This is a genomic window from Micromonospora sp. NBC_00860 (genome assembly GCF_045207375.1).
Classification (GTDB): Bacteria; Actinomycetota; Actinomycetes; order Mycobacteriales; family Micromonosporaceae; genus Micromonospora; species Micromonospora vinacea.
This window is the reverse complement of record NZ_CP108825.1, coordinates 531,471-553,049: the sequence shown is the minus strand read 5'-3', so window position 1 is coordinate 553,049 and position 21,579 is coordinate 531,471. Positions and strand designations below refer to the sequence as shown.

Below are 21,579 nucleotides of genomic sequence, written 5' to 3'. Positions count from 1 at the left end.
CGCGGCGGGCTATTGGTCGCCGCGGGGACATCTAGCCGGAATACTCAAGACATGCGCACTCGCATCATCGCGATCGTCGTAGCCGGACTGCTCGCCGTGCAGGGTTGTGCTGCCGGGCATACCGCCTCCGCCGGGCATCCGCCGACCACAGGCCGCCCCGTATTGTTGGACGCGCGTATACCCGGCTGGGAGACCTCCGCCTGGTTGGCCGAGGGCGCGTTCTGTGTACGCGCGGCCCGCGCCGGAGGGAAGCACGAAAAAGGCAAGGAGAACGAGAGCGTCTTCTGCGACCCCGCGCCCTCGGCTCTGGACACCATCGGTCCACCGCTGCTGCCTGCCAAACCGCTGCCCTACCCCGCGCCGTTGGACCCACAATCGCGGGAGATCATTCTGGTTGGGGCCGTGCGCGGTGCTGTCACCAGCGTCTCCGTGACCATGTTCGACCAGACTGCCACGGCCGCTGTCCATCCGCTGCCCGCGACCGGCGGTCGCCAGGTCGGCGCGTATGCGGTCTGGCTTCCCCGCGGCGACGCCGAGCCCGACGGGATGAACCTCACCGATATCACCGCCGTTGTCGGCCGCGACACCACTGGCCAGATCGTGGCCCAACTCGACTGACAGTCTCATGTCCGAGTGCACTCTCGACGGGGCGGGGAGGGGTCAGCGCGGCGGGCGGGCGTCGGCCGTGAGGCGCAGCGGCGGCAGCAGCCGGGGCAGGTCGGCCGGGTCCGTTACCGGGCCGGGGAAGGCCAGCCGGACCCGACGCCGGGCGCCGGGTCGGCCGAGGGCCACCACCAGCCCGTAGCGGTCGATGCGCACCACCCGGGGCGGCCCGTCCGGCGTCTGCTCGGTCAGCCCGAGTTGCCGGCGCAGGTAATCGGCCACCTGGGCGCCGTGGCACTCGGCGAGGTCGGCGAGCAGGCGGGCCTCGACCGGGTGGACCGGGTCCGGCTCGGCCTCGGCGTACTCCACCGGGTCGATCCGGTGCACGACGCCGGCCCGCTCCCAGCGGACCTCGACCACCTCGAAGCGGAACAGCCGGAACCGGGTGCCCAGGTCGAGCAGGTCACCGGTCGGCTCCACCGCGGCGAAGTCGACAGCCGCCTGGCGGGCCTCGTCGCCGCGCAGCTCGGCCGCCCAGCCGGACACCCAGGCGCGACCCAGGCCGGGCGCGCCTGCGGCGGGCGGCAGGTCGAGCACGTCGAGGACCACCGCGACGTCGCTGCCCCCGGCGGCCGGTTGCAGGGCGGCGGCCAGGTGGCTGGCCACCGGCACCAGCAGCAGCACCCGCCCGTCCGAGTCGGTGACGTGCCGTGCGTGGTGCGGGCCCGGCCGGTGGGCCAGGTGCACGAGGCCGGGCAGGCGGCCGGCGACGAGGGTACGGACGATCTCGGCGGAGTTGGGCCGCATGGGCGCGACCTCCTTCAGAGGTTAGGCTTACCTAACCCGGAGCCTAGAGCACCCACCCGTCGGCGTCCACCACACCGCCGCACCTCACCGGGTCTGCTCCAGCCAGGAGGCGTAGAGCAGGCCGTACACCGAGTCGGCGTCGCGGACCAACTCGTCGTGCGGGCCGCGCTGCACCACCCGACCCCGGTCCACCACGATCACCTCGTCGGCGGCCTGCGCCGTGGAGAGCCGGTGCGCGATCGCGAGGGTGGTCCGACCCCGGGTGACCGCGTCCAGCGTGCGTTGCAGCCGCACCTCCGTCGCCGGGTCCACCGCGCTGGTCGCCTCGTCGAGCACCAGCAGGTCCGGGTCGGCCACGTACGCGCGGGCCAACGCGACGAGCTGTCGCTCCCCGACGCTGAGCGCCTCGCCGCGCTCCCCGACCGGGGTGTCCAGACCCGCCGGCAGACCCTCCAGCCAGTCCGACAGGCCCAGCTCGGTGAAGGCGGCCCTCAGCTGCTCGTCGGTCAACTCCGGCCGGGCGAACCGGACGTTGTCCCCCACTGTGGCGTCGAAGAGGAACCCGTCCTGCGGCACCATCACCACGCGGGAGCGCAGCGAGCCGAACCGGACATCCGTCAGCGGCACCCCGGACAGCAGCACCGCCCCGTCCGACGGGTCCATCAGCCGGGTCAGCAACTTGGCGAAGGTGGTCTTGCCGCTGCCGGTCTCACCGACCACCGCCACCCGGCTCTTCGCCGGGATCTCCAGGTCGATGTCGTGCAGCACCGGCGGACCACCCGGATAGGCGAACCGCACCCCGGCGAACCGGATGTCCAGCGGCCCGCCCGGCAACTCCCGCCCCTGCTCCCCCGGGTCGGCCACGTCCGGGGCGACGTCCAGCACGTCCAGCACCCGACGCCAGCCGGCGATCGCGTTCTGCGCCTCGTTGAGCACCTCGGTGGCGATCTGCACCGGCTGGATGAAGAGCGTCACCAGGAAGAGGAACGCGGTCAACTGGCCGATCGACAGCGTGCCGTCCACCCCCAACAGCACGCCGAGCACCACCACGCCGGCCAGCGCCACCCCCGCCGCCAGCTCCCCGACCGAGCTGCCCACGATGCTGATCCGGATCGCCCGCTGCTGCGCCAGCCGCTGCCTGTCGATCGCCTCGTCCAGCCGCCGCTCGGTGCGCCCGGCGATGCCGTACGCCCTGATCACCGGCGCGCCCACCACACTCTCGCCGATCGCGCCCAGCAACGTGCCGGTGCGTTGGCGCACCGTCGCGTACGCGCTGCCGAGGCGGCGCTGCAACTGCCGGATGACGAACACCGCCGGCAGGAACGCGGCCAACACCACAACTGTCAACTGCCAGGAGTACGCCAGCATGACGGCGGTGGTGACCACCAGCTGACCGAGGTTGACCAGCAGGATCACCCCGCCCCACTGGAGGAACTGGGTGATCTGGTCCACGTCGCTGGTCACCCGCGAGACCAGCGAACCCCGCCGCTCCGACTGCTGGTGCAACATCGACAGGTCGTGCACGTGCCGGAAGGCCCGGGTCCGGACGTTGGCCAGCGCCGTCTCGCTGACCGTGAACAGCCGGCGCATCATCAGGTAGCCGCAGAGCGTGGTGATCGTCAGGATCGCCGCGGTGATCGCCACCACCGTCCAGACCACGTTCAGATTCAGACCGCCGACGAGGCCCTTGTCGATGCCCTGCTGCACGGCGACCGGCACGGCGACCCGACCGACCATGTAGACCAACGCCAGGCCCAGCGTGCCGACCAGGCCGATCCGTAGCTCCGGCGAGAGCGCCAGGCCCCGACGCAGGGTCTGCCAGGTGGTCTCCTCCCGCGCCTCCTGCGTGTCACTCGTTTCCGTAGCCGCGCTCACCGGGCCCGCCTTTCGTTCGCGACTGCGGGGCTCCGCTGCGCTGCACTCCTCGCGCTCACCGATCCACCTCGATTTCCAGGCCCGACGGCAGCGGCGCCACGTCGTCGCCGTACGAACTTTCCTGCGCACGCTCGACCTCGGCCTGCTCGTAGGCGGTGACCAGGTCGACGTAGCCGGGCACGGTGGCCAACAACTCGCTGTGGGTGCCCCGGGCGACCACCCGGCCCTGCTCCACGTAGATGACCTCGTCGGCGAGCGCGATGGTGGCCCGGCGGTACGCCACCACCAGGATCGACGCGGCCGGAACCCCCGCCGCCGCGGTCGACGACCGCAGCCCCGCCAGGATGGCCGCCTCCACTCGAGGATCGACAGCGCTGGTCGCGTCGTCGAGCACCAGCAGGCGCGGTCGACCGGCCAGCGCGCGGGCCAGGGTGAGCCGCTGGCGCTGACCGCCGGAGAGCGAGGTGCCCCGCTCGCCGACCATGGTGTCCAGGCCGTCGGGCAGCGCGGCGACGAAACCGTCCGCCTCGGCCAGCCGCAGCGCCGCCCAGACCACCTCGTCGTCGACACCGGGCCGGTCGAGGGCGATGTTGGCGCGGACCGTGTCGTCGAAGATGAAGGGCACCTGGGCGACCAGGGCCACAGTGCCGGCCAGCGACGCGGAGGTCAGCTCGCGCACGTCCACGCCGTCCAGGCACACGGTGCCGGAGTCCGGGTCGACGAGGCGCACCGCCAGCGACGCGATGGTGGACTTGCCGGCGCCGGTGGGCCCCACCAGGGCGACCGTCCGACCGGCGGGCACCGTGAAGCCGACCTCGCCGAGGACCTGCGCGCCGGGCGGGTGTGCTTCGGCCGGCGGGTAGGAGTAGTGCACGTCGTCGAAGGTGAGGGTGGCCGGACCGGCGCCGGCCCTATCGAGCACCCGCTGCCCGTACGGCATCTCGCCGGTGGCGTCGAGCACCCGGCGCACCCGGTCCCAGCCGGCGACGCTGCGTGGCAGCTCGGCCAGCACCCAGCCGATGGCCCGCACCGGAAAGGCCAGCACTGTGAAGAGGAAGGCCACGCTGACCAGTTCGGTCACGCTGATCGCGCCCTGGCGCAGCCGGAACGCCCCGACCACCAGTACGGCGAGGGTGCCGAGGCTGGGCAGCGTCTCCAGCAGCGGGTCGAAGATGCCGCGCAGCCGGCCGACAGCGATCAGCGAGTCGCGCAACTCACCGGCGCGGCCCGCGAACCGGGCGGTCTCCTGGGCCTCGCGGCCCATCGTCTTGACCACCAGGGCGCCGTCGAAGCTCTCGTGGGCGATCCCGCTGACCTCGGCGCGCAGGCGCTGCGCCCGGGCCTGCCGGGGGGCCATCCGGCGGGAGTAGACGACGTTGAGCGCGAACAGCGCGGGGAAGACCGCGAGGCCGACCAGGGCGAGCGCCCAGTCGGTGGCGAAGAGCGACACGATCGCGCCGACCAGCATCACCAACGTGCCGACGGCGAACGGCAGCGGCGCGATCGGATACCAGGCCGCCTCCACGTCGGAGTTGGCGTTGGACAGCAGGGTGCCGGTGGAGTTGCGGTGGTGCCAGGACAGCGGCAGCTCCAGGTACCGGCGGGTGACCCTGCGGCGGTAGGAGGCCTGGAGTCGGTACTGCATGTAGCCGGCGCCGAGCCGGCGGCCGAAGATGCCCGCCACCCGCAGCACGCTGATCCCGAACAACGCGGTAGCGGCCAGTGCCAGGGTGCCGGCGCCCACCTCGCCGCGTTCGATGGCCGGAAGCGCCACCTCACCGATGACCGACCCGACGACCCGGGCGCTGACAATGATCATCCCGCCGAAGAGCACGCTGCCGACGACCGCCACCGAGAAGATCCGTGGCTGCTCACGGATCGCCTGTCGCAGGACGCCCAGCCCTCGACTGAGAACGTCCCGACTTGTCTTGCTCGCCACGCTCTCCCCCGCCGTAAGCCGCAATTATCTCCCTCATCCTTACCGGTCAGGGCCAGCACCGCCGACCCTGACCGGATATGTCGACCGTCACGTACCGGACGTCGGCGTACCGTCGGCGCCGACCGGCGTCCGCTGTCGCGCGCCGACGGGCCACCGGGCCTACGATCGGGCCATGCCGCGGTACGCCCGAGCCGAGCGCGAGGCGCTGGCCGATCTTCTCCTGGCCCTCGGGCCGTCCGCCCCGACGATCAACGAAGGCTGGGCGACCCGTGACCTGGCCGCGCATCTGGTGCTGCGGGAGCGCCGTCCGGACGCGGCGGGCGGGATCGTGCTGCCGCCGCTGCGCGGCTACGCCGAGCGGGTCCGTCGGCGACTCGCCGCAGGGCCCTATCCCGACCTGGTGGCGCAGGTGCGGCGACCGCCGCTGTGGAGCCCGATCAGCAACCCGGTGACCGACGAGTTGGCCAACACGATGGAGTTCTTCATCCACCACGAGGACGTCCGGCGGGCCGGCTCCGGGTGGCAGCCGCGCGATCTGCCCGTCGGCCTGCAGAGCGCGCTCTGGAAGCGGGCCGCTCCGATGGCCCGGCTGGCACTGCGCCGCTTTCCGGCGGACCTCTACGTGCAGGCGCCCGGCCATGGTGAGGTCTCCGTCGGTCGCGGTGGTGAGCCGCTGCGCCTGGTCGGCGCCCCGGCGGAGTTGGTGCTGTTCTTCTCCGGCCGGCAACGGGTCGCCCGGGTCCAACTCAACGGTTCGGCGGAGGCGGCTCGGCGACTGCGCGCCGCCAACCTGGGCATGTGACTGTTTGTGCATAAACGGTCACGGGATAACTGTAGAAATTCCACACCCAGCGACACACATTGATACTTCCTCCCGTACGCTTCACCGCGCCGCTCCGCGCCGAGCGGCACGGAGTGGGGGCACATTGTGCGGGACTTCGCGATTTCGGCGCTGCGGGAACCCCCGTTTCCCACCGGGCGCCATGGGGCCACGGACCAGGTGGCGAGTGAGAGCATCGACTGGGCCGGCACGTTCGGGCTGGTCGATTCCAGCCAACGTGTGCGTCGGCTGGAACGGGCTGACGCCGCCGGGCTGGCCGGCCGCGCCTGCCCGGACGGCTCGGTGGAGGGCCTGCGTCTGCTCACCGACCTGATCAGCTGGCTCTTCGTGATGGACGACGCCTGCGACGAGGACGGCCTCGGCGCCGACCCGACCCGACTGGGCCCGGCGATCAGCACCCTGCTCGACGTGCTGGACCGGTGCGGTGACCCGGACGCCGCACCGCCCGCCGTCGGGCCACTGGGCGACGCGTTGCACGACCTCTGCCGCCGGACCCGACTGCACGCTCACGCCGGACTGCTGCTGCGGTTCGTCAGCCAGATGCGGGAGTACCTGTTGGCGCTGCTCTGGGAGGCGGCCAACCGGGAGCGTCGGCGCGTGCCCGAGGTTGCGGAGTACGTGCAGCTGCGCCGGCACATCGGCGGGGTGCACCCCTGCCTCACCCTGACCGACCTGGCGTCGACGCGGCCCTCGGGGCCAGCCCAGCGGGCCGACCCCGGGCTGGTCGCCCTGGACCTTCTGGCGGTGGACCTGGTCTGCTGGTGCAACGACCTCTTCTCCTACGGCAAGGAGAGCCAGGCCGACCCGGACGCGCACAACCTGGTCACTGTGATCGCCCAGGCCAGCAACGCCGACGAGGCGACCGCGCTCCGGAGTGCGGCGCACCGGTTCAACCAGGGGCTGGCGACGTACCTGGACGCGGAGGAGGTGCTCCGCGCCGCCGGCGACGACGGGATGCGCGACGTGTTGGCCACTCGGCGCAACTGGGTCCGGGCCACCTACGACTGGTCGGTGGTGGCCGCCCGGTACGCCTGATCGGCCGTACCGGTTGGTGGGATGGGACGGCCGGACGATCACCAGGACTAGCCGATGCACGGTGCCACGCAATACTCTTCGGTAACCATCATGACGTGACGACCGTCACGCCACCACCCCCGAAGGCGGCTACAGCGATGGCTCTCGATGTACCGTACCGCTCCATCCCGGACATGTTCCTCAAGCGCGTGGCGGCCACCCCCGACCGGAACGCGTTCGCGTCCCCGAACCCTGACGACTCGGGGCCCGTCTGGCTGACCTGGGCGCAGGTCGGCCAGCGCGCCAAGGCGGTCGCCGCCGGCCTGCACGGCCTGGGCGTCGGCCAGGAGGACCCGGTCGCGATCCTCGCCAACACCCGGCTGGAGTGGGTGATCGCCGACCTCGGCATCATGTGCGCCGGCGGCGCGACCACCACCGTCTACCCGACCACCGAGCCGGCGGACGCGACGTACATCATCGCCGACTCCGGGTCGAAGGTGCTGTTCGCGGAGAACCCGGCCCAGGCGGCGAAGATCGCCGGGGCGACAGTGCCCGCGCTCACCCATGTGGTGCTCCTCGACGGCGCGGTCGACCCGACCGCCGCGATCACGCAGTTGACGCTCGCCGACCTGGAGGAGCGCGGCGTCCAGGCGCTGGCCGCCGAGCCGGAGCTGATCGACATGCTGGTGGCGGGCATCGGCCCGGACCACCTGGCCACCCTTATCTACACCTCCGGCACCACCGGCCAACCCAAGGGCGTCGAGCTGCTGCACGGCGGCTGGTGCTGGGAGGCCGTGGCGCAGGCGGAGGTCGGGCTGCTGCGCGACGACGACCTGCAGTACCTGTGGCTGCCGCTGGCCCACTCGTTCGGCAAGACCCTGCTGTGCGGCGCCATCCACGTCGGCCTGCCCACCTACGTCGACGGGCGGGTGGACAAGCTGGTCGACCTCCTCTCGGTCATCCGTCCGACCCTGATGTGCGGCGCCCCCCGCGTCTTCGAGAAGGTCTACAACAAGGCCGTGACCACCGCGCAGGGCGCTGGCGGCGCGAAGGCGAAGATCTTCGGCTGGGCCGTCGGCGTCGGCAAGGAGAAGGTCACCCTGGAGCAGGCCGGCAAGCCGGTGCCGGCCGGGCTGAAGCTGCGCTACGGGCTGGCCGAGAAGCTGGTGTTCAGCAAGCTCCAGGCCCGGCTGGGCGGCCGGATGCGGGTGCTGGTGTCCGGCGCGGCACCGCTCAGCCCGGAGATCGCCACCTTCTTCGCCGCCGCGAACCTGCCGATCTCCGAGGGCTACGGCCTGACCGAGACCAGCGCCGGCAACTTCGTCAACCCCCCGGCCGGTCTGCGGATCGGCACCGTGGGCCGGGCGATGGGCGACCTGGAGTGCAAGATCGACACCGACGGGGAGATCCTGGTGCGGGGTCGCCCGGTGATGCGTGGCTACCACAACCTGCCGGAGGAGACCGCCGCCTCGTTCACCGAGGACGGCTTCTTCCGTACCGGTGACATCGGCACCCTCGACGAGCAGGGCTACCTGCGCATCACCGACCGCAAGAAGGACCTGGTCAAGACCTCGGGCGGCAAGTACATCGCGCCGTCGCACATCGAGGGCATGTTCAAGGCCATCTGCCCGTACACCTCGCAGGCGGTCGTCGTCGGCCAGGCGCGCAACTTCTGCACGATGCTGGTCACCCTCGACCCGGACGCGGTCCGGGGCTGGGTCGCCGGCGGCCCCCTCGAAGGGCGCAGCTACACCGAGATCGTCGCGTCGGCTGAGGCCCAGACGATGGTCGAGGAGTACGTCGCCCAGCTCAACGCCAAGCTCAACCGCTGGGAGACGATCAAGAAGGTGGCCATCCTGCCGCGCGACCTGACGATCGAGGACGGCGAGATCACACCGTCGTTGAAGATCAAGCGGCGTGGTGTGGAGAGCAACTTCGCCGCCGAGATCGACAAGATGTACGCCGGCACCCTCGCCGAACTCTGAGCCGACCGAGGGTCCCGTGCCGGCGAGGAGGCCGGCACGGGGCCCTCACAGGTGGTGACCCCGCCACCTCGTGTGTTCCTCTTCCGCGGCGAGTTGCTCCTCGAACGCCATCTGCCGGACCCCGGCCCGGCGCCGCGAGTCGACGACCGTCTGCGCGGCCACGGCCAGCATCGTGGCCACTGCCAACATGCCCAACGCGATCAGCTCCGGCAGCGACCCGGCAACCGGCACCAGCGCGGCCAGCAGCAGGATCCCGCCGATGGTGGGCCAGCGGGGGGCGCCGAGCATCAGCCGGCCGAGCACGATGAGCGCGAGCAGGTAGAGCGCGACCCCACCGTAGAGCGCCAGCAGGTCGAAGCTCGGCAGCGGAACGCCCCAGCTCGGTGTGTTGGGATCGGCGCCTTCGTGGATCAACCCCTTGAGTCCGAGCGCGAACAGGATGACGCCGGCGATGACCGGCAGGTGCAGGTAGCTGTAGGCGTTCCGGGCCAGGGTGGCGCGCGCGTCCGGGTCGCGGGTGCGGTGCAGGGTCTGCTCCATGCCGAGCGCCAGTGTGTCGAAGTACGCCCACCACATCGCGGCGGCCACCGCGATGCCGAGAACCGCGGCGAAGAGCACCGGCCAGGTCAGCGGCAGATTGGCGGTGGCGCTGGGGCTGAACCCGAGCGCGATGATCGCCTCGCCGAGGGCGACCAGGACGATCTGGCCGTGCCGCTCCGCCCAGTGCCCGGCGGAGAGCACCGTCCACCCGGTGCCCCGCAGCGCCAGTCCGGCCCCGTACTCCACGCCGAGGGCCGCGAGCCAGCACAGCAGGCGGGCCACCGACTCGGCCGTACCGTCGAAGAGTCGCTGCGGCAGCAACCCGGCAACCACGATGAGGCTCGTGGCCACGAACGCCGGCAGGGCGAGCAGTTGCCAGCGTCGACGCACGTCGCGGTTCCGGCGGCCGATCCACAGGAAGATCACACTCTCGCTCACCCGAACCAGGAAGTAGCAGGTCGCGAAGACCAGCGGACCGAACAGCCCACCGGGACGGTCGACGAACGCCTTCGGCAGACTCAGCGCCAGCACGAAGGCGGCGGCGATGGTGACGAAGCCGACCGCCGGGACGATCCCCTGGTCGGTACGGATCAGGTTGCCCAGCACGGCGAACCCCGACCAGCACCACCAGAGCAGGGCCAGCAGCACCAGGCACTGGGCCAGGCCCCGGACAGTCAGATTGCCCGCGGTGGCCGTGGTGACGTGCAGGAAGGCGAACACGAAGACCAGGTCGTAGAAGAGTTCGAGCGGGGTCGCCCGCGAGCCCGGCGCACTGCGGCGGACCCCGCGTGTCCCGCCACCCTGGTCCACCAGGAGAGTCTGGCAGCCGAGCTGGGGCGAATGACATATTCCCGGCATAATGGTGCCGGCGGATGTCGGTGGTTGGTTCGGCGCTGGCTCAGGCGATGACGGCGGGCTCCCGCCACCGTTGGCGGCCGGCCCGGTCCAGGTCGTAGCGGATCGCCGCGATCCGCCCGACGGCCTCCACGAGGTCCGCCGCGGGCAGGGTGAACGGCAGCCGCAGGAAGCGCTCCAGGGTGCCGTCCAGGCCGAACCGGGGGCCGGGGGCCAGGCGTACGCCGACCTCCTCTGCGGCCCGGGCCAGCGCGCTCGAGACCGGGCCGTCCAACTCGGCCCAGAGCGTCACACCGCCGCGTGGCACTGTGACCCGCCACTCCGGCAGTTGGTGCGCCAGCGCGCCGAGCAGGGCGTCCCGCTGGACGGACAACTGCACGCGGCGGTCGGCGACGATGGCCTCGGCGTCGGCGAGCAGGTGCACCGCGACCAGTTGGTCCAGCACCGGGCTGGCCATGTCGACCCCGACCCGCACGGCGGCCAGCCGCTGCACCTGCGGCGCGGACGCCCGCACCCAACCGATCCGCAGGCCACCCCAGTAGGGCTTGCTCATTCCGCCGATGCTGACCACCCGGCTGTGCCGGTCGTACGTGGCGACCGGGGGTGGCACCTCGGTGCCGTCCATCGACAGGTCCACGAAGGACTCGTCGATGATCAGATCGGTGCCGACCGCGTGCGCGGCGGCCACCACGCGCTCGCGCAGCGAGGCGGGCATCAGGTGCCCCGTCGGGTTCTGAAACTCCGGAATCAGGTAGGCCAGGTTGGGCCGGGTCTGTCGGAGACTGCCCAGCAGCAGGTCGGGCTCCCAGCCGGCGTCGGCGGCCAGACCGTGGGTGCTGATCCGGGCCCGCCGGCCGGCCAGCGCGGCGAGGGCGTTGGGGTAGGTCGGGGACTCGACCAGCACGGTGCCACCCGGTGCCAGGGCGAGCCGCAGCACCAGATCCAGTGCGTGCTGGGTGCCGCTGGTGACCATGATCTGGTCGGCCGAGGTGGGCAGACCCCGGGCGGTGTACGCCTCGGCCACCGCCTCGCGCAGCTCGATGATGCCGGTCGGGTGGTAACCGGCCCCGCTCAGGTAGCGGGGCAGGTCCTCGGTGGCCGCCCGTGCGGCCGACAGCAGTTGCGGCGGGGCGGCCAGCGCGGCGACGCCGAGGTCGAGCATCTCCCGGTCGTCCAGCGGGGTCCACAGGCCGGTGCTGGCCACCCGGTGGTTGCCGGGCAGCATGGTCCAGCTGCCGGCGCCCCGACGGCTGGCCAGGTGCCCGGTCTCGCGTAGCTCCCGGTAGGCGGCGGTGACAGTGGTCCGGCTGATCCGCAGCGCCTCGGCCAGCTCCCGTTCCGCCGGGAGGCGGACGCCCAATGGCAGCCGGCCGTCGGCGAGCAGCCCACGCACCGAGCCGGCCAGCGCGGCGTAGTCGGGGCTGCGTCGGCGGCCCGGCAGGGCGTGCCACTGCCCGAGCAGACGGGCCAATTGGACGCCGCGCACCTGCCCAGTCATAGCCACTCCTCGGATATTGGCTTCTTCCTCAACGAGGATTGGCACCTAGGGTGGCATGCATGGCACTGCTTGGCAATCTGCGGCACCGGCCGGTTCGACGGCTGGTCCAGCTCTACCTCGGGCTCGCGCTCTACGGCGTCAGCATGGCCCTGATGATCCGCTCCCACCTGGGCCTCGACCCGTGGGACGTGTTCCACCAGGGGCTCTCCGAGCTGACCGACCTCTCCTTCGGCACTGTCACCATCGGCGTCGGCGCGCTGGTCCTGCTGCTCTGGATCCCGCTGCGGCAGCGGCCCGGCCTCGGCACGGTCAGCAACGTCGTGGTGATCGGCCTGGTCGTGGACGCCACGGTGGCCCTGCTGCCCGCGGGTGGCCCACTCAGCGTCCGGATCGCGATGCTGGTCACCGGGATCGTCGCCAACGGTGCCGCCACCGCTCTCTACCTCGGCGCCCGGTTGGGGCCCGGCCCCCGTGACGGTCTGATGACCGGGTACGTGGCCCGCCGACCCGGCCGGTCGGTCCGGCTGGTGCGCACCGTCATCGAGGTCACCGTGCTGGCGCTGGGCTGGCTGCTCGGCGGCACGGTCGGCGTGGGCACCGTCGCGTACGCGCTGGCCATCGGTCCGTTGGCCCAGTTCTTCATCCCGCTGTTCGCCGTGCCGGAGGGCACCGCACCCGACAGCGCCGTGCCGGAGGGCACCGCACCCGACAGCGCCGCGCCCCCGCCGGGTAGCCCCGCGCCGGCCACCCCGGCCGGCTGAACCCTCACCGACCGTTTGCGAACCGGTACGTGGCGGTGGTGCCGCGCACCGGTTGGCGGGTGGGTGTTCCCTTCCGCGACGCGCGCCGTCATCATCTCTGCATGGGGGAGAACGGTTGGCGCTGGAACGACGCCTGGATCTTCGTGTCGCTCGTCATCGCGAGTGGGGCCGGACGGCACCGTCGGTCGGCGACGAGCCGGCGGCCGGAGGGCGTCCGCCTGACCGACGTGCTCTCCACCGCCGACCACCTCAACCACGCGATTCCGCAGCGACACGAGGTGGAGGCCGCGGTCCAGCGGTTGGTCGGCGCCGGGCTGGTCAGCGTCGCCGACGGCTGGTTCCGGATCACCGCCGAGGGCGAGCAACTGTGGCGGACCCGCCCGCGCGCGGGTGTGGCGACGATGGTGGACACCGTGCAGGGAGTGTTGACCCGCCGGCACGCGCCTGGCAGCGCCGACTGGATCCTGGACGAGGCCGACCACGCGGCCGCCGTTCAGGAGTACGCGGTCCGTTCGATCCCCAGCCCGCGCCGGTCACCGGAGGGGCACTCCGGCGAGCGCTGAGGGTTCAGCGCACCGGATGGCCGCCGAGGCGCAGCGCGTCCTTGACCTCGGCGACGGTCAGCTCGCCGAAGTGGAAGACGCTGGCGGCGAGCACCGCGTCCGCGCCGGCGCCGATCGCGGGTGGGAAGTGGGCCACCTCGCCGGCGCCGCCGCTGGCCACCACCGGCACGTCCACCACCGCTCGCACGGCGGCGATCAACTCCAGGTCGAAGCCCGCCTTGGTGCCGTCGGCGTCCATCGAGTTGAGCAGGATCTCCCCCGCGCCCAACTCGGCGCCCCGGTGCGCCCACCACACCGCGTCGATGCCGGTGCCACGCCGACCCCCGTGGGTGGTGACCTCGAAGCCACTGGGCGTGCCGCCGTTCGGCGAGCGCCGCACGTCGAGGGAGAGCACGAGCACCTGCCGGCCGAACCGGTCGGCGATCTCGGCGATCAGTTCCGGACGGGCGATGGCGGCGGTGTTCACGCCGACCTTGTCCGCGCCGGCACGCAGCAGCGTGTCCACGTCGGCGACCTGCCGGACCCCACCGCCGACGGTCAGCGGGATGAACACCGACTCGGCGGTGCGGCGCACCACGTCGAGCATGGTGCCCCGGTCGCTGGAGGACGCCGTGACGTCGAGGAAGGTCAGCTCGTCCGCGCCGGCCCGGTCGTAGGCGGCGGCCAACTCCACCGGGTCGCCGGCGTCGCGCAGGTCGAGGAAGTTGACCCCCTTGACCACCCGCCCGGCGTCCACGTCCAGACAGGGGATCACCCGCACCGCCACCGTCATGCCGCGAGCCTATCCTCCGCCCGCGGCACGGCGGTCGACCCGATCGGGTCGACCGCCGTTAACGAGGCCTGGGTCACACCTTGACGAGCATCTTGCCGAGGTTGTCGCCGCGCAGCACGCCGATGAACGCCTCCGGGGCGTTCTCGATGCCGTCCACGATCGTCTCGTCGTAGGACAGCGTGCCCTCGCGCAGCCAGCCGGCGACGTCGCTGACGAACGCCCCCCGCACGTCGTTGTGGTCGCTGACCAGGAAGCCGCGCAGGGTGAGCCGCTTGCCGATGACCAGCGCCAGGTTGCGCGGCGCGGGCGACGGCTCGGTGGCGTTGTACTGCGAGATCATGCCGCAGATCGCGGCCCGGCCGTGCAGGTTCATGGCCGAGATCGCCGCCTCCAGGTGATCGCCGCCGACGTTGTCGAAGTAGACGTCGACACCGTCCGGGGCGGCCGCCCGCAACGACTCACGGACCGGCCCGTCGTGGTAGTCGAAGGCGGCGTCGAAGCCCAGGGCCCGCAGCCGCTCGACCTTGGCCGGGGAGCCAGCGCTGCCGACCACCCGGCCAGCGCCCTTGAGCTTGGCGATCTGGCCGACCAGGCTGCCGACCGCGCCCGCCGCGGCGGAGACGAACACCGTCTCGCCGGGCTTCATCGCGGCGACCTCCAGCAGCCCGGCGTACGCGGTCAGCCCGGTCATGCCCAGCACGCTGAGGTACGCGCTGACCGGGGCGACGCTCGGGTCGACCGGCCGGGCGGCGGTGGCGTCGAGCAGCGCGTACTCCCGCCAGCCCAGCCCGTGCAGGACTGTGGTCCCGACGGCGATGTCCGCCGCCTCGCTGGCCACCACCTCGCCGATCGCGGCACCGTCGAGCGGCGCGTCGAGGGCGAACGGCGCGACGTACGACTTGACGTCGTTCATCCGTCCCCGCATGTACGGGTCGACGGACATGTACTGGTTGCGGACCACGATCTGGCCCGGTCCGGGCGTCGGAACCTCGGTCTCGACGAGCCGGAAGGTGTCCTCGGTGGGCCAGCCCTGGGGGCGGCTGGCCAGGTGGATCTCGCGGTTGCTGGTCACGGGGTGGTCGTCCTCTCGTCCGCGGATGGGGGCCTGGGCCGCGAGGTCACGCGGCCAGGGTCTCGCGGACGGTCAGCGTGACGTCGACGTTGCCGCGGGTCGCGTTCGAGTACGGGCAGACCTGGTGGGCCTGCTCGACGATCTGCTCGGCGGTCTCGCGGGACACGGCGGGGAGGTCGACGACGAGCTGCACGGTGAGCCCGAAACCGCCGCTGCCGTTCGGGCCGATGCCCACCTCAACCGCGACGACGGAGCCGCTCACGTCGGCCTTGGCCCGACGACCCACCAGCCGCAGCGCGCTGTGGAAGCAGGCCGCGTAGCCGGCGGCGAAGAGCTGCTCGGGGTTGGCGGCACCGCCGGCGCCACCCATCTCCTTCGGCACGGCCAGGTCGAGCACGAGGGTGCCGTCGGAGGTCTCGACGTGGCCGTCGCGGCCATCGCCGGTAGCGGTCGCGGACGCGGTGTAGACAGCCTGCATGAGAGTCACTGCTCCTTCTGTCGGTGGATGGTGTCGGTGACCCGGGTGAGCGTGTCGCGCAACGCGACGAGCTCATCGATGCCCAGCCCGGTGGCCAGGGCGATCCGCAGCGGGACGTCGCAGAGCTGCTCCCGCAGCGCCAGCCCCTGCTCGGTGAGGCCCACCTCGACCCGCCGTTCGTCCCGCGCCGACCGCCGCCGAACCACCAGGCCCGCTCCTTCCAGCCGCTTGAGCAGCGGGGAGAGCGTGCCGGAGTCCAGTCGCAGCTCGGTGCCCAGCTCGGACACCGTGGGGGCGTCGTCGGGGCGCTCCCAGAGCACCAGCAGCACCAGGTACTGCGGGTAGGTCAGCCCGAACTCGTCGAGGATCGGCCGGTAGACGTCGGTCAGGGCACGCGACGCGGCGTAGAGCGCGAAGCACACCTGTCGGCGCAACAGCAGGTCATCGGTCACCGCCGAACCGTAGCCCACAATTAAATTGTGCACAACTTATCGGGGCGCGGGTGACCGCCAGGGCCGCAGGGCGGCGTACCTCAGCGATCGCCGAGGTACGCCTCCAACTCCACCTCCACCAGGTGCTCCGGGTCCAGCAGACCGGCCACCACCACCAGAGTCGCCGCCGGCCGGACCGCGCCGAACACCGCGTTGTGCGCCCGGCCCACCTCGTCGGCGTGCAACCGGTCCGTCACGTACATCCTGGTCCGAACCACGTCGCCCGGCTCCGCACCCACCTCGGCGAGCGCGGCCAACCCGATCCGCAGCGCCTGCGCGGTCTGCGCGGCCGCGTCACCGACGTGCACCACCCGCCCGTCCACAGTCGCCGTGCACCCGGCCGTCCAGGCCCGCTCACCGGCCCGGACCACCCGGGAGTAGCCGTAGCGCTGCTCCCACGGGCCACCCGACCCCAGCCGGGTCGTCGTCACGCCTCGGCCAGCGTCCGCAGCGCCTCGGCCACAGTGAAGGCACCCGCGTAGAGCGCCTTGCCGGCGATCACGCCCTCCACCCCGGCCGACTCCAGGGTCGCCAACGCCCGCAGGTCATCGAGTGTGGACACGCCACCCGAGGCGATCACCGGCCGGTCGGTACGGGCACACACCTCGCGCAGCAGATCCAGGTTCGGCCCGCGCATCGTGCCGTCCTTGGTGATGTCGGTGACCACGTACCGGCTCGCGCCCGCCTTGTCCAGCCGCTCCAGCACCTCGTACAGGTCACCGCCGTCGCGGGTCCAACCCCGCGCCGACAGGGTGTGACCCCGCACGTCCAGCCCGATGGCCACCCGGTCGCCGTACTCCGCGACCACCCGGTCACACCAGACCGGGTCCTCCAGGGCGGCGGTCCCGATGTTCACCCTGGCCGCCCCGGTGCCCAACGCCGCGCGCAGCGACTCGTCATCACGGATACCGCCGGAGAGCTCCACCTTCACGTCCAACTGCCGCACCACCTCCGCCAGCAGGTGCGCGTTGGTGCCCCGACCGAACGCCGCGTCCAGGTCGACCAGGTGGATCCACTCCGCGCCGTCCTGCTGCCAGGCCAGCGCCGCGTCCAACGGGTCGCCGTAGATGCTCTCGCTTCCGACGGCGCCCTGCACGAGCCGGACAGCCCGGCCGTCAGCGACATCCACGGCGGGTAACAGGGTGAGGCTCAAGGTCTTCTCCTCGATCAGGTACGACGGTCCAGGGCGATCACGACGATCGCCGGCAGTACGAGCAGCAAGAGCACGATCAGCGCGATACGCAACGCCATGTTGTCGACGAACGTCCAGATCAGGATCAACGCCGCGCCGGTGAGCAGCACGATCGCGGCCCGCTCACCCCGAGTGTGCCGGGCCAGCCGCCCAGAGCGACCCCGCCGCAGCCGCGGCGTCAACCCGCGGACCACAGCGCGACGGCGCTGCCGGCGAGCGACCTGGCGCTGCCGGACCGCCCGCTCCCGGGCCTGCTGCGCCTCCCGCTCCGCCCGCCGGCGGGCGCGCTCCCGGCTCACCGCGACACCCGGCGGTCGGGCACCGCGCGACGACGCTCAGTCACCGCTGGGCAACGTGGCGAGCCAGTTGCGCAGCAGCGCGGCACCGGTGTCGGCGGACTTCTCCGGGTGGAACTGGGCCGCCGACAACGAGCCGCGCTCCACCGCCGCGACGAAATCCGTGTCGTGGTGGGCGGTGGTCACAGTGGCACCGGCAGCGGCCAGCGCCGCCGGGTCGCCCATCGCGTACGAGTGGACGAAGTAGAACCGGCTCTCCTCGGTCAGCCCGGCGAACAGCACCGACTCCCGGGGAGCCCGGACCGTGTTCCAGCCCATGTGCGGCAACCGGGTGGCGGCCAGCCGGGTCACCCCGCCGGGCAGCAACCCCAGCCCCTTCGTCACCACGCCGTGCTCGTCGCCGTGCTCGAAGAGCACCTGCATGCCCACGCAGATGCCGAGCACCGGCCGGCCAGCGGCCACCCGCTCGGCGATCACCGGGCCGGCGCCCAGCGCCTCGATCCCGGCCATGCACGCCGCGTACGCGCCCACACCCGGCACCACCAGACCGTCGGCGGCAGCCGCCGCGGCCAGGTCGTCGGTCACCCGGACGTCCGCTCCGGCGGCGGCCAGCGCCCGCTCCGCCGATCGCAGGTTGCCCGAACCGTAGTCGAGCACCACCACGTCACTCATGTCGTCACCCCGATCACCCGTTCTCCGGCAGCAGCCGCAGCACCCCGGCGACAGTGGCGAGCACCGCGAGCGCCGCGGTGATCAACACGGCGGCCTTCGGCGCGCCCTGCCGGTAGAGCGACCAGGTGCCACCGACCAGCACCCCGGCCAGGATCAGCAGCAACGTCGGCAACGCGCCGCCCATCAGACCCGCCTTCCATTCGCGACTGCGGGGCTCCGCTTCGCTGCACTCCTCGCGCTCATCAGAGCGCGCCCTTCGTGCTCGGGATCGCCCCGGCCGAACGCGGGTCGATCGAGGTGGCCTCGCGCAACGCACGGGAGACCGCCTTGAACTGGGCCTCCACCACGTGGTGCGCGTCCGGGTGACCACCCGGCCGGGCCGCCCGCAGCACGTCGACGTGCAGCGTGACCCGGGCCGCCTGGCCGAAGGACTCCCAGATGTGCCGGGTCATGCTTGTCGCGTACACCGGCCCGATGTACGGCGCGAGCACCGGCTCGTCGTGCACCACGTAGGGCCGACCGGAGAGGTCCACGGCGGCCCGGACCAGCACCTCGTCCATCGGCACCGTCGCCGAACCGTACCGCCGGATGCCGGCCTTGTCGCCCAGCGCCTGGTCGAACGCCGCGCCCAGGGCGAGTGCGGTGTCCTCGATCGTGTGGTGCGCGTCGATCTCCAGGTCACCCACGGTGCGCACGGTCAGGTCGAAGCCGCCGTGCCGGGCGATCTGGTGCAGCATGTGGTCGTAGAAACCGACGCCGGTGCTGATCTCGGCGGCACCGGTGCCGTCGAGATCGATCTCGACGAGGACCTTGGTCTCCTTGGTGATCCGTTCCACCCGGGCGGTCCGACTCATTGCGAAGTCTCCATTGCAGAAAGGAAGGCGTCGGTCTCGGCGGCGGTGCCGGCGGTCACCCGCAGCCAGCCGGGCAGGCCGACGTCACGGACCAGCACCCCCTGCGCCAGCAGGGCGTTCCAGACGACGGTCTGGTCGCCGCCCACCTCGAAGAGCACGAAGTTGGCGTCGCTGTCGGCGACCCGCAACCCCCGCTCGCGCAGCGTCGCCACGATCCGGTCCCGCTGCGCCATGATCGCGCTCACCGTACCGAGAAGGGCATCACGGTGGGCCACCGCCGCGCGTGCGGCGGCCTGGGTGAGCGCGGAGAGATGGTACGGCAAACGGACGAGCTGCACCGCCCGCACCACCGCCGGGTCGGCGGCCAGGTAACCCAGCCGGCCGCCGGCGAAGCCGAAAGCCTTGCTCATCGTCCGGGTGACCACCAGCCGCGGGTGGCCGGGCAGCACCGCGAGGGCGCTGACCGTCCCCGGCCGGGCGAACTCGGCGTACGCCTCGTCGACGACCACCATGCCGGGCGCGACGTCGAGCACCGCGGCGATCACCGCCGGGTCCAGTGCCGTGCCGGTGGGGTTGTTCGGCGAGCAGAGGAAGACCACGTCCGGCCGGTGCTCGCGGACCTGGTCGACCGCCTCCGCGGCGGTCAGCCCGAAGTCGACGCCGCGCGCCGCGGGCACCCACCGGGTGCTGGTGCCGAGGGCCAGCAGCGGGTGCATCGAGTACGCCGGAACGAAACCGAGCGCGGTGCGCCCCGGCCCGCCGAACGCCTGGAGCAGTTGCTGCTGGATCTCGTTGGAGCCGTTGGCCGCCCACACCTGGTCGACGGTGAGCCCGTGCCCGAGATATTCGGCCAGGTCGGCGCGGAGCGCCACCGCGTCCCGGTCCGGGTAGCGGTTCAGCTCGCGCAGCTCGGCCGCGAGCGCCTTGCCGATCGCCTCGACCACCGGCTCCGGCACCGGGTGCGAGTTCTCGTTGGTGTTGAGCCGCACCGGCACGTCCAGTTGCGGCGCCCCGTACGGCGACAGCCCGCGCAGGTCGGCGCGGATCGGCAGATCGTCCAGGCTGGTCACGCCGGTCCCCCTCCCGGGAAGCGGGCCTGGACCGCCTGGCCGTGCGCGGGCAGGTCCTCCACGTTGGCAAGGGTGACCACGTGCGGGGCCACGTCGCGCAGCGCGGCCTCGGTGTATTCGATCAGGTGCACGCCGCGCAGGAAGGACTGCACCGACAGGCCGGAGGAGTGCCGGGAACAGCCTCCGGTGGGCAGCACGTGGTTGGACCCGGCGCAGTAGTCGCCGAGCGACACCGGCGACCAGGCGCCCACGAAGATCGCCCCGGCGTTGCGGACGCGCAGCGCCCACTCCCGGGCGTCGACCGTCTGGATCTCCAGGTGCTCGGCCGCGTACGCGTCGACCACCCGCAGTCCCGCCTCGAGGTCGTCGACCAGGACCACGCCGCTCTGCTCACCGGTCAGCGCCGTGGTGACCCGCTCGGTGTGCTTGGTCGCCGGCACCTGCCGGGCCAACTCCGCCTCGACCGCCTCGACCAAGGCCACCGACGGGGTGACCAGCACGCTCGCGGCGAGCGGGTCGTGCTCGGCCTGACTGATCAGGTCGGCGGCCACGTGCGCCGGGTCGGCCGTGTCGTCGGCCAGGATGGCGATCTCGGTCGGCCCGGCCTCGGCGTCGATGCCGACCACGCCGCGCAGCAGCCGCTTCGCGGCGGTCACCCAGATGTTGCCGGGGCCGGTGATCAGGTCGACCGGGTCGCACCGCAGCTCACCCGCCGGGTCCACCGCAGCGCCGTACGCCAGCATCGCCACCGCCTGGGCCCCGCCCACCGCGTACACCTCGTCGACGCCGAGCAGCGCGCACGCGGCGAGCACCCGGGGGTCGGGCAGGCCGCCGTTGTCCTTCTGCGGCGGGCTGACCACCACCAGTGAGCGCACCCCGGCCGCCTGGGCCGGCACCACGTTCATCACCACCGTCGACGGGTACATCGCCAGGCCACCGGGCACGTAGAGGCCGACCCGGTCGACCGGCAGCCACCGCTCGGTGACAGTGCCGCCGGGCACCACCTGGGTGGTGTGGTCGGTGCGCCGCTGGTCGGCGTGCACCCGACGGGCCCGGGCGATGGACTCCAGCAGCGCGGCACGCACCGCCGGGTCGAGCACGCCCTCCGCAGCGGTGATCGCCTCGACGGGCACCCGCAGCACCTCCGGGGAGATGCCGTCGAACCGTTCGCTCGCCTCCCGGATCGCTGGGTACCCATGCTCACGGACCGCCTCCACCAGGGGCCGGATGCGCTCGACGGCGACGGACACGTCGAGCTGGGCACGGGGCAGCAGGCGGCGCGGGTCACCGAGACCGTCGCGCAGGTCGATCCGATTCAGCACCCTTGCGAGTCTAGGCGGCCGGCCCGACGTCCACCCGGGCCGCCCGTCCGCCGGGACGGTGAGCCGGGCCACGCCCCCG

General features: G+C 72.4%; 23 protein-coding genes. 6 read left to right on the top strand and 17 right to left on the bottom strand.

Translation table 11 applies throughout. The features are described 5' to 3' along the window. Window positions 1-51: 51 nt before the first annotated feature. The gene (locus OH804_RS02665; protein ID WP_406062511.1) at window positions 52-618 is read left to right on the top strand and encodes a hypothetical protein; all 567 of its coding nucleotides are present in this window, start codon (window positions 52-54) and stop codon (window positions 616-618) included. A gap of 42 nt (window positions 619-660) precedes the next feature. On the opposite strand, the gene OH804_RS02660 is transcribed toward OH804_RS02665, so the two are convergent. From OH804_RS02660 to OH804_RS02650, 3 genes are all read right to left on the bottom strand, one after another. Beyond that, complete coding sequence (locus OH804_RS02660; protein WP_406062509.1) at window positions 661-1,410, bottom strand: DUF2470 domain-containing protein; 750 nt, start codon at window positions 1,408-1,410, stop codon at window positions 661-663. Window positions 1,411-1,494: 84 nt separating this feature from the next. Further along, window positions 1,495-3,285 carry an ABC transporter ATP-binding protein gene (locus OH804_RS02655; RefSeq protein ID WP_406062507.1) on the bottom strand — a complete coding sequence of 597 codons (1,791 nt, stop codon included), beginning with the start codon at window positions 3,283-3,285 and terminating at the stop codon, window positions 1,495-1,497. A gap of 55 nt (window positions 3,286-3,340) precedes the next feature. Continuing rightward, window positions 3,341-5,224 carry an ABC transporter ATP-binding protein gene (locus OH804_RS02650; protein ID WP_196924551.1) on the bottom strand — a complete coding sequence of 628 codons (1,884 nt, stop codon included), beginning with the start codon at window positions 5,222-5,224 and terminating at the stop codon, window positions 3,341-3,343. A gap of 172 nt (window positions 5,225-5,396) precedes the next feature. Here OH804_RS02650 and OH804_RS02645 point away from each other — a divergent pair, with 172 nt between their 5' ends. The 3 genes from OH804_RS02645 to OH804_RS02635 all read left to right on the top strand — a co-directional run bounded on the left by OH804_RS02645 (window position 5,397) and on the right by OH804_RS02635 (window position 9,064). Continuing rightward, entirely contained in the window at window positions 5,397-6,026 is a 630-nt protein-coding gene (locus tag OH804_RS02645) for a TIGR03085 family metal-binding protein (protein WP_196924552.1), read from the top strand. Window positions 6,027-6,224: 198 nt separating this feature from the next. Then, a complete protein-coding gene (locus tag OH804_RS02640) occupies window positions 6,225-7,100 on the top strand; it encodes a terpene synthase (protein ID WP_406062505.1) in 876 nt (291 codons plus the stop codon). 137 nt (window positions 7,101-7,237) lie between these two features. Then, window positions 7,238-9,064, top strand: a complete 1,827-nt coding sequence (locus tag OH804_RS02635; protein WP_406062503.1) for an AMP-dependent synthetase/ligase — start codon at window positions 7,238-7,240, stop codon at window positions 9,062-9,064. Window positions 9,065-9,109: 45 nt separating this feature from the next. Here the strand turns inward: OH804_RS02635 and OH804_RS02630 are convergent, their stop codons facing one another. Both OH804_RS02630 and OH804_RS02625 read right to left on the bottom strand, forming a co-directional pair. Further along, window positions 9,110-10,414, bottom strand: coding sequence for a low temperature requirement protein A (locus OH804_RS02630; RefSeq protein ID WP_307788803.1), 1,305 nt, complete (start codon window positions 10,412-10,414; stop codon window positions 9,110-9,112). A gap of 88 nt (window positions 10,415-10,502) precedes the next feature. Further along, entirely contained in the window at window positions 10,503-11,957 is a 1,455-nt protein-coding gene (locus OH804_RS02625) for a PLP-dependent aminotransferase family protein (RefSeq protein ID WP_196924556.1), read from the bottom strand. A 59-nt stretch (window positions 11,958-12,016) separates the two neighbouring features. On the opposite strand from OH804_RS02625, the gene OH804_RS02620 reads away from it, so the two are divergent. Next, complete coding sequence (locus OH804_RS02620; RefSeq protein ID WP_406062501.1) at window positions 12,017-12,718, top strand: YitT family protein; 702 nt, start codon at window positions 12,017-12,019, stop codon at window positions 12,716-12,718. 101 nt (window positions 12,719-12,819) lie between these two features. Continuing rightward, window positions 12,820-13,281, top strand: coding sequence for a hypothetical protein (locus OH804_RS02615; protein ID WP_196924558.1), 462 nt, complete (start codon window positions 12,820-12,822; stop codon window positions 13,279-13,281). A gap of 4 nt (window positions 13,282-13,285) precedes the next feature. Here OH804_RS02615 and hisF read toward each other — a convergent pair whose 3' ends face one another. The 12 genes from hisF to hisD form a co-directional block, all read right to left on the bottom strand. After that, window positions 13,286-14,053, bottom strand: coding sequence for an imidazole glycerol phosphate synthase subunit HisF (gene hisF, locus OH804_RS02610; RefSeq protein WP_112582731.1), 768 nt, complete (start codon window positions 14,051-14,053; stop codon window positions 13,286-13,288). A gap of 73 nt (window positions 14,054-14,126) precedes the next feature. Further along, window positions 14,127-15,125 carry an NADP-dependent oxidoreductase gene (locus OH804_RS02605; protein ID WP_406062499.1) on the bottom strand — a complete coding sequence of 333 codons (999 nt, stop codon included), beginning with the start codon at window positions 15,123-15,125 and terminating at the stop codon, window positions 14,127-14,129. A 46-nt stretch (window positions 15,126-15,171) separates the two neighbouring features. Further along, window positions 15,172-15,603 carry an organic hydroperoxide resistance protein gene (locus OH804_RS02600; protein ID WP_406062497.1) on the bottom strand — a complete coding sequence of 144 codons (432 nt, stop codon included), beginning with the start codon at window positions 15,601-15,603 and terminating at the stop codon, window positions 15,172-15,174. 5 nt (window positions 15,604-15,608) lie between these two features. Next, on the bottom strand, window positions 15,609-16,055 hold the full coding sequence (locus OH804_RS02595; protein WP_406062495.1) for a MarR family winged helix-turn-helix transcriptional regulator: 447 nt from the start codon (window positions 16,053-16,055) through the stop codon (window positions 15,609-15,611). A gap of 80 nt (window positions 16,056-16,135) precedes the next feature. Further along, window positions 16,136-16,525, bottom strand: a complete 390-nt coding sequence (locus OH804_RS02590) for a RidA family protein (protein WP_112582733.1) — start codon at window positions 16,523-16,525, stop codon at window positions 16,136-16,138. Next, on the bottom strand, window positions 16,522-17,247 hold the full coding sequence (gene priA, locus OH804_RS02585) for a bifunctional 1-(5-phosphoribosyl)-5-((5-phosphoribosylamino)methylideneamino)imidazole-4-carboxamide isomerase/phosphoribosylanthranilate isomerase PriA (RefSeq protein ID WP_091407754.1): 726 nt from the start codon (window positions 17,245-17,247) through the stop codon (window positions 16,522-16,524). Before priA ends, OH804_RS02590 begins: the two co-directional genes overlap by 4 nt. A gap of 14 nt (window positions 17,248-17,261) precedes the next feature. Beyond that, entirely contained in the window at window positions 17,262-17,585 is a 324-nt protein-coding gene (locus OH804_RS02580; RefSeq protein ID WP_196918889.1) for a hypothetical protein, read from the bottom strand. A 36-nt stretch (window positions 17,586-17,621) separates the two neighbouring features. After that, the gene (gene hisH, locus OH804_RS02575) at window positions 17,622-18,254 is read right to left on the bottom strand and encodes an imidazole glycerol phosphate synthase subunit HisH (RefSeq protein WP_406062492.1); all 633 of its coding nucleotides are present in this window, start codon (window positions 18,252-18,254) and stop codon (window positions 17,622-17,624) included. A 13-nt stretch (window positions 18,255-18,267) separates the two neighbouring features. Continuing rightward, the gene (locus tag OH804_RS02570; RefSeq protein ID WP_196918891.1) at window positions 18,268-18,438 is read right to left on the bottom strand and encodes a hypothetical protein; all 171 of its coding nucleotides are present in this window, start codon (window positions 18,436-18,438) and stop codon (window positions 18,268-18,270) included. Window positions 18,439-18,496: 58 nt separating this feature from the next. Continuing rightward, entirely contained in the window at window positions 18,497-19,108 is a 612-nt protein-coding gene (hisB, locus tag OH804_RS02565; protein WP_030334475.1) for an imidazoleglycerol-phosphate dehydratase HisB, read from the bottom strand. Beyond that, window positions 19,105-20,178, bottom strand: a complete 1,074-nt coding sequence (locus OH804_RS02560; protein ID WP_406062489.1) for a histidinol-phosphate transaminase — start codon at window positions 20,176-20,178, stop codon at window positions 19,105-19,107. The genes hisB and OH804_RS02560 overlap by 4 nt, the downstream gene beginning before the upstream one ends. Further along, window positions 20,175-21,500, bottom strand: coding sequence for a histidinol dehydrogenase (gene hisD, locus OH804_RS02555; protein ID WP_406062487.1), 1,326 nt, complete (start codon window positions 21,498-21,500; stop codon window positions 20,175-20,177). Before hisD ends, OH804_RS02560 begins: the two co-directional genes overlap by 4 nt. Between the last annotated feature and the right edge of the window lie 79 nt (window positions 21,501-21,579).